Raw genomic sequence first — 18,757 nt, 5'->3', positions numbered from 1 at the left:
TGGATTCCAACGTCGATTTCCCGTTGGTCCAATGCTTACAAGACAGGTACTTGCGGGAAGGTAACTGCAGTGAACGCTTGACGTCAGCGTCTACGCGAGGTTGCGGCGCCGCCTTGGGATGCTGCCGTCAATGAACGCCAATGCTCCCTGAAGAACTGCGCACAGGTCATGTCGGCCAATAGGATCTGGTTCCGAAACTGGGTTGGATTCATCTTGAATGCGACGCGCAACTCCTTCTGCACAACGCTGCGATCGCTCTCGGAAATCTGCATCGCAGTTCCATAGACGGCGGCCCAAAAGCTTACAGGATTAGATAAGAGCTCGACGTTCTGTCGATGATAGCCAAAGCCTAGAAATACGACCTGGTCGGAAGCTGAGATTGCTCTCTTGATCTCCTGAAGCGCCTCCTCGTTGCGCTCCTGTTCCGTGAACGTGCGAATTGACCCAGATACTTGAGCGACTGCTCTAGGCGAAGGCTGACCGAAATCGACCTTGGGCCCCTCTTTCTCTTGCCAGGGAAGAAGCCCTACCGACCCATAAGGCCGATGCATCCGCAGCGTCGAAACCACAGAACGAGCCTTGTCCAGCGAGACGCCGTAGTACTCAGAGAGCGAATATGGCAGGTAGTGTTCGAGGCAGCGGTCGTAATTAAAGTTGATGATTTCGACGTTGTCGAAAATCCGGTCGATCTCACTCTTGCGTACGTTTTCCGTAAGCAGCTTGCTAAGGCTGTTATACCAGGTGCTTTCGAACTTCGTCATATCCAAGGATGCAGACGAACCGTCGGGAAGCACGAACCGAGGACTCGCTCCTTCTGCTTCCAATATCGCCTGGGTGATACCCAGCTTGCCCATGAGCTCAACAGTTCGGTCTTCCAGCGCGTCGATCACGTTGTCGATCGACATTGCTTGCCTTGCCGATTTGGCGAGCTGAGCGCCCGCCTCGATATACGGCTGAAGCACATCACCGCTCGTCGAGCCCACAGCGAGCTTGAGAGCTTCATACAGCGGCCCGCTCCCTTGGGTCTGCTGGTATCGGCTAAACCTGATATCGACCATTTCAACGATGGTCTTGAGGAGAGTCGTTCCCACAGGCAGTCCAACCTCAAAGCTCGCGCCTGCCCCTATTACGAGTACGGTCTTGGAACGAAACATTCGAATCTCGAGTCTGCCGCAGCGAGGACACCACCGAATTGAGGAAAAGGCAAACGGCGCAGAAGCCTTGGAAGGGCTTGCACATATTCGCAGAACCTACGGTCCCGCTCTTCATCTAGAGACCCGCGGCCGTTCGATCTGGACCGCCATCCAAGTCAACGCCGCAACCACCAAAGCTCCCCAGCGCCATGCCCTGAACGAGCACAACGAAATGCCGAAGGTACAGGGGACAATCGGCGGCGTTTGTCCTCAGTGAGCGAGGTCGCCATGCTCGAACCGACTGAGATCGAGGTGCGAAACTTGGTCTCCGGCTGACGACACCACTAAGATTGATCTCGCTGCACAGAGCGAAAGGTCGCCCAGATAGCCGGCCTCGATGCCTGGCATAATTGTGTATCGATAACTGGCGGTCGCTTTCCAACGATCCAGCAGCTGAGGTGGTGCAACAAGCTTGTCCGCAATCGCATCACGGTCGAATTCGATCCAGAGGGCCGATGCCCAATCCCGGCGACAGGGCACAAACGTCCGCCAGCTGCTCATTACGTATTTCTCGTCATAGGCATCGCCGTCGAACCCGTCGAAATCGAAAAGGCTAACCCCGCCAAGATGCCGAACGAACGGGAAGTAATCCGGACCTCGGGTCGTCTTCCACCGTTCCGAATTTGAGATAGGAGGCTCGACCAGGAGAGCACCGGCTGCACTTATCGCAGCCAACCGTGACGGGTGAGTGGTATGCCACACACGCCCCACCAGGTGGTCTGCCATGAAATCAACGGATCTCAAAAGGCCTGCCTTCCAAATACATCATCGCCTTGATCGGGAAACATGTCTCTTATCACCACTCAACGCTTGGTCTCACCTTGGTTTGGTGTAGAGGCTCGCCTTCCCACGTGCTTACGAGCAATGCGGAGCGCAGTCGCCATCGATCGACTGGAAACCCCTCAGTTACCAATGTCTCTAAGACTGTCTAGCCTCGTCAATCCCAGGATGTAAGCCATGTCCTCCTTGGAGAAGTTCCGATCGAGCATTGAAACGATGAACGCATATCGAAGGTCTAACGGACTGATTTCTTCGCCGATTTCGCGTCCGATCGCCTTAAAATCACTAGTCAAATGGTGAGCCGAGATTTTCACTGCGCCAATGCGACTAGGGCGGAACAGGTAGGTCGGACTAGAATTCTGAAAAGCAATGTCTATGAGGCGCCAATACGCTACGGCCCACGCGGCTTGCCTGGTTATTGGAATGATCCTCGAACCAGTCCTCAGTGTAAGCTCTTTAAGATTCACATCTTCCGGCCGGATTTCGCAGAGCTGGCCCGTCGTCAGCCCGCTCGAAAAGATGAGTTCCGCCATTGCCCAGACTTTTACCCTCCTGATCCACGTCACAAGTCTGCCGGTGGGGTCATCGATGCGAGCGTAGCACTGGTTCAGATACTCATTGACGGCCTCTGGAGTGAGGGCGGCGCGTGCCATTTTACTTTTTTTGAACGGCGATAGGCCCGCTGCGGGGCTTTGTTCCACGACACCCCACTGCACAAGCCACTCGTAAAAACTTATTAGCCCACGTGCGGTATCCCCGCCTTTTCGGTTGTGGTGCGCCATGAAACTGAGAATGTCAGTCTCGGTAGCGCTTTCTGCACTAAGGGCATTTTGGCTCAACCACCGACCAAAGGCTTTGAGATGTCGCTCCATTGATTTGATGTATTCGGGGGCATACCTGTCAACGGATGCCTGGCGCCAAAGCGTGAGATGCGTTTCAAATTCCGTCATGGCCACCAACGCGTATGCTTGCCCCTAAAGCTGAGCACCAATTCGGATGTCAGGCCCACTTCGTCGTGCGGCTGCAATTTGAACCAGTCTGCATGCTTGGCGTCGAAAAATGGCGAGCTGTTCTGAAGCTTCGGTATCGACGTTGTGATGCCGTGGATCTTCGTTCGCCGATTGAGGGCTACAATGTGGGATACCGAACGGAGTGGCCAGAACCCTGTTTGGCTACGAAAGAGAACGTCGTCGCCTTCGAGACTGATGGGCAAATTGGCAAGATAGTCTTTAAGCGCACGTCTGATCGGGTCACTTAGCTCAATGACGTCGCGCACACCTTTTGCCGAAACGCGAAGGGTCCTGCCGTCAAAGTCGTTTGCGGTAATTCGTTCGACCTGCCCACCAGTCAACCGATGCTCATAGTAGAGCGACAGAACCACGTAGTCCCTGGCAGCAATCCACCGCTGGGACTCTTCATCAACGATCAGCGTGAAGATCGTCCGGACTTCTTCGTCTGTGTATCGATCATAGACAGGTGCCATACGCTGGGCAGACACAGCCCCCACCGGACTGCTTGGCAATCCTTTTTGATCCACCAAGAACGAAAAGAAGTATCGCAGGCGACTGGCCAGGCTTGTCCGGACCCCGGGTTTGACGTGACATTTCACCTCAAACAGGAAGCGCTCAACTTCCTGTAGATTCACTTCGAAAAGCGGCGAGGAAGACAGCACGGCAGCGTCCTCCTGCAGATGTTTTGCCAGTTGCAAGGTCGCTTGCCTGACGTAGGCAGCCGAGCTTTTGCTCTTGCGGTGTTTCAGAACGTGATGACGCTCGAACTCGCTGAAGAGCGTCGAGAACTCGTCGGTTATCGCAGGCGCTTTTCCCATGCGCGCCACGTAACCTAGAATCCTTATCGGTTCGTGTTCCCGATCCTAAAAATCCACCCAGACGGGCCGGGCGTTTGCAACGCGCGCCGTCGCAGCGATCGTCGAAATCGCGCAAGGTTGTATGCTTTTGCGATGTGAACACACGTCGGTTGTATTTCTGCTGATAAGAGGTTGTAGGCTTATGAGATGTTATTTTGTCGATTTCCTGGGGTTTCCCGCCACGAGATTGTAATCTTATAAGGTCGCGAACACCCGACCGAAAAACTGATCGGCCCCAACGGAACCGATCAGTGAGGCGCAGGCGCCTATTCGACGCGGAAGCAATAGAAGTAGCCGTTGCCGCCCGTCCCGATCAGCGCTTCCTGGCCACAGCCGCGGGATGGATGAGCCGCGTTCCAGGATTTTCCGGTGGCAAGATCTTCCGGCCCCATCCGATCATGGTGACCGACCATGGCGGTTCCCTCGCCGTTCAGGGTCCAGTCGCCGCAGGTGTTGCCGGAAGAAAGTGTGCCATCGGCGTTTGAACCGGTCAGAATGTCATGCTGGTTCGGCTCATCGCCTCGCCCGGCGACCGTACCACCGGTTTCGGTAAGCGCCGTGGCCTTGGTGATATTGTTGCTGTCGCCGTGCAGTTCATCGATCGAGTTGGCGACGACCTCGCCCTTCACGTTCGTCCATGGGCCCGAACCGATCCGGTCTCGCGCATTCACGCCTTCGGCACTCAAATAGGCGTGCCACTGGCCCGTGGCGCCGGCAGCTTCCGCGAGCTGCTGGCAATGGGCATCGGCGCCCTCGAGCCCGCCCAGATTGGCGCCATCTCCCAGTCCGACACTGGTCACGAAGAAACTCATCGCGTCCTGGGCAAAGGTAGCCGGCGTGCCGGCCAAAAGTAGTGCTGCTGATGCAGCCAAGGCAATTGGCTTCATTCTCAGTCCTCCTTGTTTGCCCAGTTTCGATTTTGACGAGTGCGACTTCGGGGTATCCTCTCCAACTGGGCCGGCGACGTTATAGCACCGCGCCAGCGGGGTCCGTTGTCACGTTTCTGAGTTTGCTCCCCCCGGCCCCGCCCAGACTTTCCCTCTGGTCGCCGTGCTTTGCTATGGTGGCGCAAACGATTCACGGACCGCTCCTATGCAACCTTCGCGCGACATTTCCCGCCTCATCGAAATCATGTCGGCGCTGCGCGATCCCGATGGCGGCTGCCCCTGGGATCTCGAACAGGACTTTTCGACGATCCGCCACTACACGATCGAAGAGGCCTATGAGGTCGCCGACGCCATCGAGCGCGAGGACTTTCATGACCTGAAAGAAGAACTCGGCGACCTCCTGCTGCAGCCAATCTTCCATGCGCAGATGGCCAAGGAGGCCGGCCATTTCGATATTGGCGACGTCATCTACGCCATCACCGAGAAGCTGATCCGCCGCCATCCCCACGTCTTCGGCGACATCATCGCCGACAGCGCCGCCGGCGCTCAGGTCAATTGGGAGGCCATAAAGGTGCAGGAGCGCGCCGCCAAAGCCGCACGAAAGGGAAATACGGCGACCTCCGCCATCGACGATGTACCGCAGGTGCTCCCTGCCCTGGCGCGTGCCGAAAAACTGACCAAGAAGGCCGCCAAGGTCGGTTTCGACTGGCCCGACTTTGCTTCGGTGATGGCCAAGGTCGAGGAGGAAGTCGCCGAGGTGGGCGAGGCGCAGCGGTCCGGCGATAGCGCGGCGACGCATGAGGAAATCGGTGATCTGCTGTTTGCCGTCGCCAATCTGGCGCGTCACGCGGGCGTCGATGCCGAAGCCGCCTTGCGCGATGCCAATGCCAAGTTTACCCGCCGGTTTCACTACGTCGAAGCCCGCAGCCGCGAAGACGGGATCGAGCCCAAGGATGCCGGGCTCGAACGTCTTGATGGCTACTGGAACGAAATCCGCGCCGCCGACAAAGGCAAGTAGCTAGAGGTCGGACAGCGCGATCCGGCCGTTGAAGCGTTCAAGAAACGCCGTCTTGTGGCGCGGGTCGACACGAACAACGTAGTCCATGCCTTTTTCGGTCGGCTCGTCGCGGGAAACAACTTCCACATGCGAGTGGAGCCAGCCGATATCGCTGCCGGCGCTATGGGGTATGTGGACGTGGTAGGTGCGGCTCTGCTCACCGAGAGAACGCTCGACGAGGTTGAGGAGGTCCTCGATGCCCTGCCCCGTATGTGCGGAGACGGGCATGCTCGCCAGCACCTTGCCGGCCGGCGCGGCCGCGGCCAACACCAATGCAGGTTCTTCGAGCAGATCGACCTTGTTCCAGACCTCAATAATCGGGGTCGTTTCCGAGGAAACGCCGAGCTCATCGAGAACAGTAAGAACGTCCTGCGCCTGGGCCGAGTGATCAGGATTGGCGATGTCGCGCACATGCAGGATGATATCGGCGTCGACGACCTCTTCCAGCGTCGCGCGGAACGCCGCGACGAGATCATGCGGCAGGTCGGCAACGAAACCCACGGTGTCGCTGAGCATGACTTCGCGGCCGTGCGGCAGTTCGATCTTGCGGACGGTCGTATCGAGCGTGGCAAAGAGCAGGTCTTCGGCAAAGACCCCTGCCCCGGTCAGCTTGTTGAACAGCGTCGACTTGCCGGCATTGGTGTAGCCGACCAGCGCCACCACGGGGATGGCGGCGCGGATGCGCTGTTGACGCTGCTGGACGCGGGTCTTCTTCACCTTGTCGAGGCGGTCTTCCAGAAGCACGATACGATCGGTGATCTGCCGACGGTCGCTTTCGATCTGGGTTTCGCCCGGACCACCCATAAAGCCGGTGCCGCCACTGCCACGCTGGCGCTCAAGGTGGGTCCATGACCGCACGAGGCGGCCCTTCTGGTAATTGAGATGGGCAAGTTCGACCTGCAACACGCCTTCACGGGTCGCGGCGCGTTCGCCGAAAATTTCGAGGATCAGCGCGGTGCGGTCGAGCACCTTGGTGTTGGTTTCGCGCTCAAGATTGCGCTGCTGGATCGGCGATAGCGCCGCATCGACCAGCAGGAGTTCGATGTCTTCAGCCTTCACCTTGACGGCGATTGCCTCGACGTGGCCCGCACCGAGATAGGTGGCCGGACGAATTTCACGGACTTTCACCACATCGGAAAAGATGACATCGAGTCGGATGGCCCCAGCCAGGCCCTCGAACTCGGCCTGGCGCGCTTCCAGGCTGTGATAGGACGACTTTCCACGCACATCGGGACAAACAAGCCCCACTCGTGTCGGCTGCTCTTGCCGGTCGATAAAGGGCTTTGGGCCGCCAGGCTGGCGGCCGTCCTCGTCGTCAAAGTCGTCCATATGGTCCGTCAGTCGTGGTCGGTGTTCTGCTCGGGATCGAACAGCTGGATCGGCGCGCCCGGCATGATCGTCGAGATGGCGTGCTTATAGACCAGTTGCGACTGCGCGTCACGGCGCAGCAGCAGGCAGAAATTGTCGAACCAGGTGATCACACCCTGCAGCTTGACGCCATTCACGAGAAAGATCGTGACCGGCACCTTCTGTTTGCGAACGTGATTGAGGAAGGAATCTTGCAGATTTTGCTGCTTCTCACTGGGCATTCAGGCCTCTTGCCGCGGCATTTATTGTCGCTGTTTTGTCGCAATCGCTTGCGTCCGGACTGTGAAGACTGCCGCCCAGTCCCCGTCCCCCGGAATTATCATACATTATCAACTATGCCACAAATCGGCCGTCCTGCCTACCCGCGGCAAATGCATGGCACACTGCCATTTTCGTAGCAGTGTCAAAGCCCCAGCGACTTAATCTTGCGATGCAGCGCGCTGCGCTCCATGCCGACAAATTCGGCGGTCTTCGAAATGTTGCCGCCAAAGCGCTCGATCTGAGCCAAAAGATATTGCCGTTCAAAGACTTCGCGTGCATCGCGCAGCGGCAGGCTCATCAGGTGCGCCGACGCGTCCGTGTCGCCCACGGTGGGCAGCACCTCGCCGATGTCGGAAGGCAGCATGCTGGCCGTGATCACGCCATCCTCGGGCTGCTGGTCCTTCATCAGGATGAGCAGGCGCTCGATGGAATTGCGCAACTGGCGCGCATTGCCCGGCCAATCCTGCGCCTGCAGAACGGCAATGGCATCGTCGCCGATGGCCATGCGCTGCAAGTTATGCATGCGGCAGATCTGTTCGATGAAGACGCTGACCAGCGGCGGGATATCCTCGCGACGCTCCTTGAGCGGCACCAGTTGCACCGGCACGATCGCAAGGCGATGGAAGAGGTCGGAACGGAATTCACCGGTTTCGGTCAGCCCGGAAACGTTCTGCGAACTCGATGAGATGATGCGCACGTCGATCGGCACCGCCTGGGCGCCGCCCACGCGGTTGAAGCGATTCTCGACCAGCGTCCGGAGCAGAGCCGTCTGCACCTGTGCGGGCAGCGTGGTGACTTCGGAGAGGTAAAGTGTGCCACCATGGGCGCGTTCCAGCGCGCCGACCTCAACCTGCAGCAGGCCGGATTTGTCGCGCCCTTCTCGGCCGAAGAGCACCACTGAAACTTCGTCTGGCGCATAGAGCGAGGCATTGATCTCAACGAAGGGCGCATCGTTTCGCGGGCTGCGTTGGTGGATCAGACGCGCCACGAGTCCCTTGCCAGCGCCCGACGGGCCGGCGATGAAGATGCGTGAATTTGTTGGGGCCGACTTGTCGATGAGGCCGCGCACCTGCTGAAGCGAAGGCGAGCTGCCGACCATGTCTGCGCTCTTGGAGGCAGAACGCTCCTTGAGCTCGGCCACTTCATTGCGCAGGCGCGTCGCTTCCATGGCCCGCTGGGTCACGTGCAGCAGCCGGTCGATCTTGAAAGGCTTTTCAATATAGTCGTAGGCGCCACGGCGAATGGCCGAGACCGCGGTTTCGACATTGCCGTGACCAGAGATCATGACCACGGGCATATCCGGATGCTGGCTCTGGAAAACGTCCAGGAGCTGCAAGCCATCGAGGCGCGATCCCTGCATCCAGATATCGAGGAAAACCAGGCTGGGCCGGCGGCGGGCGATTTCGTTGAGGCCGCTATCGGCGTCATGCGCCTGGCGGGTCTCAAAGCCTTCATCTTCGAGGATGCCGGCAATGAGGTCGCGGATATCGTCTTCGTCGTCGATGATGAGAATATCTAGAGCCATCTACTTCTGGACAATCGCTGGCAACAGCGACTCCTCCTCTTGGGGCAATTCGGGCTCGACTTGGACCGAATCGTCCTTTTCACTTGTCGTTTGGGGGGCGCGCAGGGGTAGCGTGAAAGTCACGCAGGCACCCACCCTGCCCTGTTCGTCGGGTTCGGCGTCGACCAGTTCCACAATCCCGCCGTGTTGCTCGATGATCCTGGCAACAATAGCGAGACCCAGTCCGGTCCCCTTTTCCCGTGTCGTCATATAGGGCTCAAGCAACCGCTGGCGGTTCTCCTTGGGCCATCCCTTGCCGTTGTCGGAAACCGACACGCGGGCATGATTACCTTCGTAATGCGCTTCGACCTTGATACCCGGCTGCCACCCCGAACCAACGTCCAGCCCCTCGAATGCCTCCACGGCATTCTTGATCAAGTTGGTCAGCGACTGCGATACCAGTCGTGTGTCGAACCAGGCATAGATCGCTTCATCGGGCAATTCTGTGGCAATGGCAACTTCCGGCAAGCGTACGCTCTCGAGAAAAACGGCCTGGCGGATCGTATCTGACAGGTCGGCGCGCTCTGGCGCTGCTTCCGGCATGCGCGCAAAGGCGGAAAATTCATCGACCATGCGCCCGATATCGCCCACCTGGCGGACGATCGTATTGATGCACTTGTCGAAGACTTCCCGGTCATCTTCGAGCTTGGAGCCATAACGACGGCGCAGGCGTTCGGCCGAGAGTTGGATTGGCGTCAGCGGATTCTTGATTTCGTGGGCAATGCGGCGCGCCACGTCGGCCCAGGCGCTGGTGCGCTGCGCCGATTCGAGATCGGTAATGTCATCGAAGGTCAGCACATAGCCCTTGGACTCCGTGATCGAGCCTTCGCGAGTGAGCTGGATTTGGTAGATGCGCCGATTGGTTTCGTTACCCAATTGAATCTGGTCGCGAACCTGGCCGCGACGGGCCGAACGCGCCTTTTCGATCGTCGGCGCGATCTCGGGCAGAATCTCTTCCATACGCTCGCCCATCATCTCGACTTCGGTCTTGTCCAGCATCTGGCAGGCGCGGGCATTGACCAGCGTCACGGCGCCAAAGGGGTCGAGACCGACAATGCCGGCCGACACGCCTTCCACCACGGCCTCGGTAAACTGACGGCGCTTCTCATTGACCTCGTTGGCCATCAGCAGCTCTTCGCGCTGCGTCTTGAGCTGCTCGGTCATGCGATTGAAGCCGTTGGACAAGTCGCGGAAGTCGCCCCGCCCCTGCTGCACCGGCACGCGCACATCAAGGTCGCCGCCGCTCACGCGGCGCGACGCGATCATGAGATTCCGGATCGGGTCAACGAACCGGTTGGCAAGCGCGATGCCGATCCAGAGCGCGGCCAGCAGCAGCACCACGACGAGACCGACATACATGATGGTGAAGGTGATCTGGAAGACCAAGCGATTGGAAGCGTATTGACGATATTCCGTGATATTATCGTCAGTTAGACGCATATATTGAAGTACTTCCGCATCCACGGGGCGCGCCACGAAGAGGAAGACATCGTCATAGCCGCGCAGCTTGATGACCGACCCGACGAGGTTGGTACTGCCGGGCGAAATGGCCGTGGGAATGCCCTCCACCACGCCCTGCGTAATGCCTTCAGGGAGACGTGGATAGCCGCCGGCAACATTGATCTGGGCGCGTTGCAACATGGTGCCCTCGCCATCGATCAGCGCAGTGAAGGGCAGTGAACGCGTTACCGCCAAGGCCGTAAGAATGCGTTCGAAGCGCGCGGGATCGTCGACATAGGTCGCATGCGATTGCTCAAGCTCGGTCGCGACCCAGATGATGTCGTCGCGCAGCACCTGAGCGTGTTCGAGCATGTAGGAACGCGCCACGAGACGGCTGCTTTCCACCATGGAGCGCGTGCGTTCGGAGAACCATTGGTCGAGGCCCTGGTTGAGCGCGATCGTCGCGACGATAGCCACGAGAATGGCGGGAATGCCGGCGACGAGCGCAAACATCGCCACCATGCGCATCTGCAGGGCCGAGCCCGGCACGCGCTGCATTCTTGCCTGCACGAGCAGAACCGCCTCGGTCACCACCAGCGCCAGAACCAGCAGCACCAGAATGCCGGTGGCCACCCAGATCACGGTCCAGACTTCGGCCGAAGGCTCGATATTGGTCGTGCCGGAGAGGATGAGGAACGACACGGAGGACAAGAGCACCGAGGCGAACACCACCAGGAAGCCGAGCACGCGCAAGGGACCATTCCCCTCGGCGGAGAACAGCGAACGTCCTACAGTCGTCCTCGCCATGGGTTTGGCGGGGGCGTCGATGTCTCGGCTAACCGCCTCAGTCATGCAATACTCAGTACTCTCCGGCTTTCCTGTTCCAGCAAAGGCACCACTGCGTAACGCAAAAAGGACGCGAGTGATGCTTTAGGCCGCAAAGCCTGACCCAATTCGCCGGACCCTTCAAGATAATTGTTGCCGAAATGTGACAGTACGCCTTCGGCTGGGGAAAGGTCGGGGCAAAAGTTCGTCACTGGACAATAGCACCGGGCAAGGGCAAAGAGGGCCGAAATCGCCCCGCGAGCCTCCCGTGACCACGCCTTCCCTGACCAATACCGACACTGCCAGCCTCAAAGGCATGGCTATGGGCATTCTCGCCTATACGCTGTTCGCCGTGCACGACGCCTTTATCAAGGGCATCATCCACGTGCTCCCGGCCGCCCAGATTCTGTTCGTGCGTGGCGTGATCATCGTCGTGCTCTGCATGGTCATTGGGCGCAGCTTCATGTTTGGACAACTCTGGGCATCGTCCAACCGCGGCATGATCCTTGGCCGGGGCCTGCTCACCCTTGCCGCCTGGGTCATGTACTATAGCGCCGGCCGCGACCTGCAGCTCGCCGAGATGACGACGCTCTACCATTTTGCGCCCGTGCTCACCACCATTCTCGCTGCCATTTTCCTCAAGGAACGCCTGACGCTGGCCCGCATCGGCGCCGCGTCGATCGGCTTTTTCGGTGTCATCGTGGCGGCCAATCCCGGCGGCTTCACTCTCAGCCTGCCGGTAATCATGGTCCTGCTCGCCGCCTTGAGTTGGGCGATAGCGATGATCCTCATGCGGACCATCTCCAAGTCCGATAGCGCCCTCGTGCAGGTTTTTGCGCAAAACCTCATCCACGCCGTGGTCATGGGTGTCGTCAGCATCCCCTTCTGGCAAGGCATAGGGCCATATGAGTTGATGTTCATTCTCGCCGCTGGTCTCATCGGCGGCGTGGCCCAATTCATCCTGGTCGAATCCGCCAAGCTGGTCCCCGCCAGCGTGCTCGGGACCGTAGAATATGGTGCACTGATCTGGGCGTTCGTCTTTGGCTATCTCTTCTGGGGCGAAACGCCCCTGCCCTCGGTCTATGCCGGCGCCGCTCTTGTCATCGCCGCCGGATTGATGCTGGCCTGGACCGAGCACCGCACCCGCCGCGAGCAGATGCGGCGCTAGTTGCGCCGGCTGTGCTTGACGATCTCGATCGAGTGCGTGCGGATCTTCTTGCGCAACGTATTGCGGTTTAGCCCTAACAAGTCCGCCGCCTTGATCTGATTGCCACCACAGGCATTAAGCGCCATGGCGATGAGCGGCGCTTCCACCCGATCGATCACGCGCTGGTAGAGGCCGGCCGGCGGCAAGTTCGGCTCATATTCGCGCAAGAGCTGCCCGACATGGCTTTCGACCGCCGTCGAAACATCCACCGGGCCGGTTGCAGCCGTGACGGTGGGACGATCAGCGATATTGAGTTCGTTCTGCACGATCTCGGCCGAAATGCTCTCATCGGCATAAAGCGCCGAGAGGCGACGCACGAGATTTTCGAGCTCGCGAATATTCCCCGGCCAGGAATAGTTCTGCATCAGCCGGATCGCTTCGGAGGACAGCGTCTTTGGCGCTTCGCCCTCGCGCTCTGCCGCCCGCAAGAAGTGCTGCACGAGGTCGGAAATGTCGTCGATACGCTCGCGCAGTGGCGGTAGGCGGATCGGCACCACGTTGAGGCGGTAGTAGAGGTCCTCGCGGAACAGCCCCTGCCGGATCATCTGGCTGAGGTCGCGGTGCGTGGCGGCGACGATGCGGACATTGGTCTTGATGGCATTGCGGCCACCGACCATGGTGTATTCGCCTTCCTGCAGCACGCGCAGCAGGCGCGTCTGGGCATCCATCGGCATGTCGCCGATTTCGTCGAGGAAAAGCGTGCCGCCTTCGGCCTGCTCGAAGCGGCCTGAGGAGCGGGTATTGGCCCCGGTAAACGCGCCCTTCTCGTGACCAAACAGTTCGGCTTCGATGAGGTCGCGGGGAATGGCCGCCATGTTGATGGCGACGAATGGCCCATTGCGGCGCTTGCCGAAGTCGTGGAGCGCCCGCGCCACCAGTTCCTTGCCTGTGCCGCTTTCGCCGGTGATCATCACCGTAAGGTCGGTCTGCATCAGCCGCGCGAGGGCGCGATAGATATCCTGCATCGCCGCCGAACGGCCGACGAGCGGCATGGTGTCGCCGGCTTCCTCGACCTTGCGCTCGGCATTGACCGGCTTCTTGGCATCGGCCAGCGCCCGCGACACGACCGAAAGCACTTCGGTGATGTCAAAAGGCTTGGGTAGATATTCGTAAGCGCCGACTTCCGAAGCCCGGATCGCCGTCATGAACGTGTTCTGCGCCGACATCACGATCATCGGCAGATCAGGACGCAGCTTCTTGATTTTCGGCATCACCTCGAAGGCATTGCCATCGGGCATGGCGACGTCGGTGATCAGAACGTCCCCCTCGCCGCGGCTGACCCAGTTCCACATTGTCGAAATATTGCCGGTCGGGCGCACTTCATATCCGGCGCGGGTCAGCGCCTGGTTGAGCACCATGCGGATGGCGGCATCGTCGTCAGCGAGCAAAACGACATGGCTCATTTCGTCGATACCTCATACGAACTTTGTTGGAAGGCGCCGCTGGCGACCGGCAGCAGAATGCGGAAGCGCGTCCGGCCCGGACGGCTGTCGCAGTCGATCACCCCGCCATGGTCGCCCACGATTTTTGCCACGAGCGCCAGGCCCAGGCCCGACCCGTTGGTCTTGGTGGTCACGAAGGGATCAAAGAGGAAAGGCAGCGTATCGGGCGACACGCCCGGACCATTGTCCTCGATGACAATCTCGAGCGGCAACGAAATGCGCTCGGCTACACCAGCCACACTGATGCGGATACCCGGCCGAAAAGCCGTCGACAGGCGAATTTCCGGTTTTTGTGTTCTTTCAAGTGCTTCCGCCGCGTTCTTAACGAGGTTGAGGAAGACTTGAATGAGCTGATCGCGATTGCCGAAGACAGGCGGCAGGGAAGGATCGTATTCTTCGAAGAAGGTGATGCCCCGGGCAACGCCGTTGCGCGCCAGCAGTTTTACGCGATCGAGCACGACGTGAATATTGATCGGCTCGCGCTCCATGGGGCGCTCGTCGCCAAACACTTCCACGCGGTCGATCAGGCCCACGATGCGGTCAGTCTCCTCACGGATCAACCGCGCCAGCGGGACTTCGTCGCTCGAAACCGTCTGCTCAAGCAACTGCGCCGCGCCGCGGATGCCGGAGAGCGGGTTCTTGATCTCATGTGCCAACATGGCGGCGAGGCCGGTCACTGACCGCGCGGCGCCACGCGACACCATCTGCCGGTCGATCTTGTCGGCCATGGTGCGTTCCTGAATCAGCAAGGCTACGCGCCCATCCACATCCGAAAGCGGGCTCGCAAAAACGTCGGCGATGCGTTCATCACCAAAGCGGGAGGAGCCGATGCGCACGCGATATTCCGTCATTGGCGCGCGGCGTTGCACCACCGTCTCGACCAGCGAAATGATCGGCGAGCCGAAGGCAATGAGGTCGTCGAGTGTCTGGCGCGTGAGAACGCTCAGCGACGCGCCGAAAAAAGCCTCGGCGGCATAGTTCACGAACTGGATCTTGCGTTGTTCATCGAGAACGATGATCGGCTGCGGCAGCGCCTGCAGGACCGAGCGGGAAGGCAGTGTATCGGGGGCCGATATGGCAGCACTCATGCAGCCACTCTCCATTCAGGCGAAAAGACCCGGCCGATAAGGTCGATGACCTCGGCGGGTTGATCATTGTTCAAAAGGGCCGTGCGGGTCGGCTTGTCGAGTTCGAGATTGGCCGCTTCGGCATACCAGTCGAGATGCTTGCGGGCCGCCCGCGACCCAACCTCGGTGCCGTATTCAACCAACATCTCTTCGTAGTGAGATTGGATCAGCGTGATGAGCTCTGTGCCCTTCGGCGCTGCCTGAGGCGTTTCGCCGGCCAAGGTCGCACCGATCTGCCCAACGCGCCACGGGCGCCCCTGCGCTCCACGCCCGAGCATCACTGCGGCAGCACCAGACTGCTCCAAGGCAGTTTGGGCGCTCTCGGCGTCCAGAATGTCACCATTGACCACGACAGGCACCGGGACGGCCTCTACGACCGCGCGCACCAATTCCCAGCGAGCAGTGCCCTTGTAGAACTGCTGCCGCGTCCGCCCATGCACGGTAATCATCTGCGCACCGGCATCCACGGCCATCCGCGCGATCTGCGGCGCATTGAGACTATCGTCGTCCCAACCGAGCCGCATTTTCACGGTGACCGGCAGGCTTGTGGCACCAACAACCGCCTCGACAATCGCAAGCGCCTGGTCCGGCACCCGCATCAGCGCCGAGCCGGCATAGCCATTGGTCACGCGCTTGGCGGGGCAGCCGAAATTGATGTCGACGATGTCGGCCCCCGCCCCTTCGGCAATGCGCGCGCCTTCGGCCATCCAGCCGGCCTCGCAGCCGGCCAATTGCACCATATGCGGCAGGTCGCCGGCGCGGCGGAGTTTCCGGACCATATCGACATGGCCAGTACCAAGCGCGGCGCTGGCGATCATTTCGGACACGACCATGCCCGCGCCATGACGCTCCGCGATCTCGCGGAAGGGCCGGTCGGTGATTCCAGCCATGGGGGCAAGGAAGGCGCGGTTTCGGACAGCATGCCCGCCAATGCTCAATGTAAAGGCATTACCCGACAATGACTGCCCCTGAAATGGTCAATTTAAGCAAGGTGCCCGCACAATAATCATTTTGAGGCGGTGCGCAACTGTTAGCGCCCCCTCACTGGGTGGGAACCAGCGCTGCTCTTGCCGCATGCCAAGGTGGAGGCTAGACCAATCAGACAAATGACGGTCCGAGTTCCCCTGCCTATATGTCTACACGTCCAAAATTCATAGCCGCCATCATTGTTGCCGCCGGAAAAGGCGAGCGTGCGCAAACAGGGGATTTTGCCGAACCCAAGCAATACCGCCGCGTCGGCGGGCGCCCGGTTTTGGCGCGCACCGTCGACGCGTTCCTGGCGCACCCGGCCATTTCTGCGGTTGTGCCGGTTATTCATGCGGACCACGCGGAACGCTATGCGGCCCTCGGACTCGAGAATGAGCGGCTGCGTGAGCCCGTTTCCGGAGGCCCAAGCCGGCAGGCATCGGTCCTCGAAGGGCTCAAGGCTATCGCTGCGTCGCGACCTGACCTTGTGCTGATCCAGGACGCCGCGCGACCTTTCGTCTCGGTTGAACAGATCGAGGCGGTCATATCGGCCCTCGCCTCCCACGACGGTGCCCTGCCCACCCTGCCCCTTACGGACACGATCAAGCGCGCGCCGGACGGGCAATTGGTCCTGACCACCGAAGACCGCCGCACACTCTTTGCGGCCCAGACCCCGCAAGGCTTCCGCTTTGGCCAGATTTTCTCCGCCCATATGCGGGCTGAGAGCGTCCGCAGGGAATTCACTGACGACGCCGAAATCGCCGAATGGGCGGGCCTGCGCGTCGCCATGACCGCGGGCGACCGCAATAATTTCAAGATCACGCATCCGGAAGATTTTCGACGGGCAGAGCGGCATATTTCAGGAGACAAGGCCATGGAAACCCGCGTCGGCACCGGCTTTGACGTTCACCCCTTCGAGCCGGGCGATGCCGTCTGGCTTGGTGGCGTGCGCATTGAACATACCGCCAAGCTCGTCGGCCATTCGGACGCCGACGTGGCTCTCCACGCCCTTACCGACGCAATCCTGGGCTCCATCGGCGAAGGCGATATCGGCGTCCATTTCCCGCCCACCGACATGCAGTGGCGCGGCGCGGCCTCCACTGTCTTCCTCAAACATGCCGGCGACCTCGTCGCAAAGCGCGGCGGGCGCATTGTCAATCTCGATGTGACCATCGTTTGCGAAGCACCGAGGATTGCCAAACACGTTCCGGCGATGTGCACTGTGATTTCCCAGACTCTGGGGATCAAGCCAGATCGCGTGGCGATCAAGGCGACAACGAGTGAGAGGCTCGGCTTTACCGGGCGGGAGGAAGGTATCGTGGCCATGGCAAGTGCAAGCGTCGAAGTACCGAGGGATGAGTAAATGGCCAAATCCCCTCAGCCCAGCATAGGCAAACGCATCATCGACCTGCTGCGTGACAGCAACAAGACAATCGTCACGGCCGAAAGTTGTACTGGCGGCCTTATCGCCGCCGCCCTCACCGATATCCCCGGCGCCTCGGCAGCGCTCTATGGCGGCTTCATCACCTATTCCAACACAGCCAAGGCCCGCATGATCCAGGTGCCGCAGCGCCTGATCCATGACTATGGCGCCGTGAGCAACCAGGTGGCCCGCGCCATGGCCGACGGCGCCCGCAACACAGCCCGCGTCGACATCGCCGTTTCGGCCACCGGCATTGCCGGCCCCGATGGTGGCAGCGAGAAGAAGCCGATAGGCCTCGTCTATGTCGCGGTCTCGACTGATCTCGCCACCGTCGTCATCGAACATCGTTTTGGTGACATCGGTCGCGACGAGGTGCGCAAGGCAACAGTGGCGGCGGCCCTGGAGCTGGTGATGCAGGTGCTGACGAGCGATCAGGACTAGGTTTAGCGGCCGCAGGTGCTGTCGAGACGCGGCGCAAGCCATTCCAGCGCCGGCACGATGGCTTGTTGCCAGCTGTCCCAATAGTGGCGCCCCGGCCCGATCCGGAGGCTGCTCTCTGCCTTCGTGGTCACCAGCAGGTTGTGGAAACCCGCATTGGCTTCGATGAGATCGGGAAAATCGTCGTCCCCGATGGCGAGGTAGAAGGCCGGCTTTTCAGCCATCGACCGCAGGCTGTTCGCCTTCGTGAACAGATTAGCCGCATTGAACCTGCCCGTGTCGAATGGCGTTCCAAAGGCATTTCCATAGAGATCAGGAATCCAGCGCCTTGGATCGTTGGGTTGCATCGGGCGGTGCAGAGCCCCCGAAAAGCTCATCGCCGCCACATAGGTCCGCGGATGGTTGATCGCCTGCAAGATTGCGCCCGCGCCGCCCATCGACACGCCACCGATCGCCCTACCTTCGCGACAAGCCGCCGTCGGCAGGCTCGCATCGATGGCCGCAACAAGGTCCACGGCAAAAGCCGTGTCGATCAGGCCCAGACCGCCGGGATCGGGATTGTCGACATACCAGCTGTCGCCGGCCCCCGGCGCCACCACGACCATCGGCGGGATACGACCATCCGCGATGGCACGGTCCAGAATGGGTGCGAGATTCCCCCACGTGAACCAATCCCCATCCGCGCCGGTCAGGCCATGCAGCAAATAGACCACCGGCCAACGCTCGCCTTCGGCCGGAAACGGAAAGGGCTTGTAGACCGCATAGGGTATCGTTCGTCCCAGCGTCGGGCTCGGCGCTTCCAGATCGTATTCGACAATGCCGGCAGCGCTTGCCGGCGCGATAAAGCTCAACAGCGCCGTCAGGACGGCGCCCATTCCCACCATTCGCATATCTTCCCCCCGAAATTGCGAA

At 60.2% G+C, this 18,757-nt stretch carries 17 protein-coding genes; 4 read left to right on the top strand and 13 right to left on the bottom strand.

The window, feature by feature from the left end; genetic code table 11:
* Window positions 1-83 precede the first annotated feature (83 nt).
* The 5 genes from ACSQ2A_RS06975 to ACSQ2A_RS06955 form a co-directional block, all read right to left on the bottom strand.
* Entirely contained in the window at window positions 84-1,154 is a 1,071-nt protein-coding gene (locus ACSQ2A_RS06975; RefSeq protein WP_436071597.1) for a hypothetical protein, read from the bottom strand.
* A 249-nt stretch (window positions 1,155-1,403) separates the two neighbouring features.
* Entirely contained in the window at window positions 1,404-1,919 is a 516-nt protein-coding gene (locus tag ACSQ2A_RS06970; RefSeq protein ID WP_436071596.1) for a hypothetical protein, read from the bottom strand.
* 176 nt (window positions 1,920-2,095) lie between these two features.
* Window positions 2,096-2,923, bottom strand: a complete 828-nt coding sequence (locus ACSQ2A_RS06965; RefSeq protein ID WP_436071595.1) for a site-specific integrase — start codon at window positions 2,921-2,923, stop codon at window positions 2,096-2,098.
* Window positions 2,920-3,810, bottom strand: a complete 891-nt coding sequence (locus ACSQ2A_RS06960; RefSeq protein ID WP_436071594.1) for a hypothetical protein — start codon at window positions 3,808-3,810, stop codon at window positions 2,920-2,922. Before ACSQ2A_RS06960 ends, ACSQ2A_RS06965 begins: the two co-directional genes overlap by 4 nt.
* 296 nt (window positions 3,811-4,106) lie before the next feature.
* Window positions 4,107-4,727: a hypothetical protein gene (locus ACSQ2A_RS06955; protein WP_436071593.1), complete on the bottom strand. Its 621-nt coding sequence runs from the start codon at window positions 4,725-4,727 to the stop codon at window positions 4,107-4,109.
* 205 nt (window positions 4,728-4,932) lie between these two features.
* On the opposite strand from ACSQ2A_RS06955, the gene mazG reads away from it, so the two are divergent.
* Complete coding sequence (gene mazG, locus ACSQ2A_RS06950) at window positions 4,933-5,745, top strand: nucleoside triphosphate pyrophosphohydrolase (protein WP_436071592.1); 813 nt, start codon at window positions 4,933-4,935, stop codon at window positions 5,743-5,745.
* On the opposite strand, the gene hflX is transcribed toward mazG, so the two are convergent.
* From hflX to ACSQ2A_RS06930, 4 genes are all read right to left on the bottom strand, one after another.
* Window positions 5,746-7,113 carry a GTPase HflX gene (gene hflX, locus ACSQ2A_RS06945; protein WP_436071591.1) on the bottom strand — a complete coding sequence of 456 codons (1,368 nt, stop codon included), beginning with the start codon at window positions 7,111-7,113 and terminating at the stop codon, window positions 5,746-5,748. It lies immediately after the preceding gene.
* A gap of 8 nt (window positions 7,114-7,121) precedes the next feature.
* Window positions 7,122-7,373 carry an RNA chaperone Hfq gene (gene hfq, locus ACSQ2A_RS06940; protein WP_436071590.1) on the bottom strand — a complete coding sequence of 84 codons (252 nt, stop codon included), beginning with the start codon at window positions 7,371-7,373 and terminating at the stop codon, window positions 7,122-7,124.
* A gap of 182 nt (window positions 7,374-7,555) precedes the next feature.
* Window positions 7,556-8,938, bottom strand: coding sequence for a nitrogen assimilation response regulator NtrX (gene ntrX, locus ACSQ2A_RS06935; protein WP_295411905.1), 1,383 nt, complete (start codon window positions 8,936-8,938; stop codon window positions 7,556-7,558).
* The gene (locus tag ACSQ2A_RS06930) at window positions 8,939-11,269 is read right to left on the bottom strand and encodes an ATP-binding protein (protein ID WP_436071589.1); all 2,331 of its coding nucleotides are present in this window, start codon (window positions 11,267-11,269) and stop codon (window positions 8,939-8,941) included.
* Between the two features lie 241 nt (window positions 11,270-11,510).
* On the opposite strand from ACSQ2A_RS06930, the gene ACSQ2A_RS06925 reads away from it, so the two are divergent.
* Entirely contained in the window at window positions 11,511-12,410 is a 900-nt protein-coding gene (locus ACSQ2A_RS06925; RefSeq protein ID WP_436071588.1) for a DMT family transporter, read from the top strand.
* Here ACSQ2A_RS06925 and ntrC read toward each other — a convergent pair.
* The 3 genes from ntrC to dusB are packed head-to-tail and all read right to left on the bottom strand — an operon-like array spanning window position 12,407 to window position 15,977.
* Complete coding sequence (gene ntrC, locus ACSQ2A_RS06920) at window positions 12,407-13,852, bottom strand: nitrogen regulation protein NR(I) (RefSeq protein WP_295411912.1); 1,446 nt, start codon at window positions 13,850-13,852, stop codon at window positions 12,407-12,409. The genes ACSQ2A_RS06925 and ntrC overlap by 4 nt on opposite strands.
* A complete protein-coding gene (locus ACSQ2A_RS06915; RefSeq protein WP_295411914.1) occupies window positions 13,849-14,979 on the bottom strand; it encodes a two-component system sensor histidine kinase NtrB in 1,131 nt (376 codons plus the stop codon). The genes ntrC and ACSQ2A_RS06915 overlap by 4 nt, the downstream gene beginning before the upstream one ends.
* Window positions 14,976-15,977, bottom strand: a complete 1,002-nt coding sequence (dusB, locus tag ACSQ2A_RS06910; RefSeq protein ID WP_436071587.1) for a tRNA dihydrouridine synthase DusB — start codon at window positions 15,975-15,977, stop codon at window positions 14,976-14,978. Before dusB ends, ACSQ2A_RS06915 begins: the two co-directional genes overlap by 4 nt.
* 173 nt (window positions 15,978-16,150) lie before the next feature.
* On the opposite strand from dusB, the gene ACSQ2A_RS06905 reads away from it, so the two are divergent.
* Together ACSQ2A_RS06905 and ACSQ2A_RS06900 are read left to right on the top strand one after the other, a co-directional pair.
* Window positions 16,151-17,347, top strand: coding sequence for a bifunctional 2-C-methyl-D-erythritol 4-phosphate cytidylyltransferase/2-C-methyl-D-erythritol 2,4-cyclodiphosphate synthase (locus tag ACSQ2A_RS06905; RefSeq protein WP_436071586.1), 1,197 nt, complete (start codon window positions 16,151-16,153; stop codon window positions 17,345-17,347).
* Entirely contained in the window at window positions 17,348-17,848 is a 501-nt protein-coding gene (locus tag ACSQ2A_RS06900; protein ID WP_295411918.1) for a CinA family protein, read from the top strand.
* A 2-nt stretch (window positions 17,849-17,850) separates the two neighbouring features.
* Here ACSQ2A_RS06900 and ACSQ2A_RS06895 read toward each other — a convergent pair whose 3' ends face one another.
* On the bottom strand, window positions 17,851-18,729 hold the full coding sequence (locus ACSQ2A_RS06895) for an alpha/beta hydrolase (RefSeq protein ID WP_436071585.1): 879 nt from the start codon (window positions 18,727-18,729) through the stop codon (window positions 17,851-17,853).
* Window positions 18,730-18,757 lie beyond the last annotated feature (28 nt).

This window comes from Devosia sp. LjRoot3 (assembly GCF_964252865.1).
Classification (GTDB): domain Bacteria; phylum Pseudomonadota; class Alphaproteobacteria; order Rhizobiales; family Devosiaceae; genus Devosia.
The sequence above is the reverse complement of the archived record's forward strand: the minus strand, read 5'-3'. Positions and strand labels throughout refer to the sequence as shown.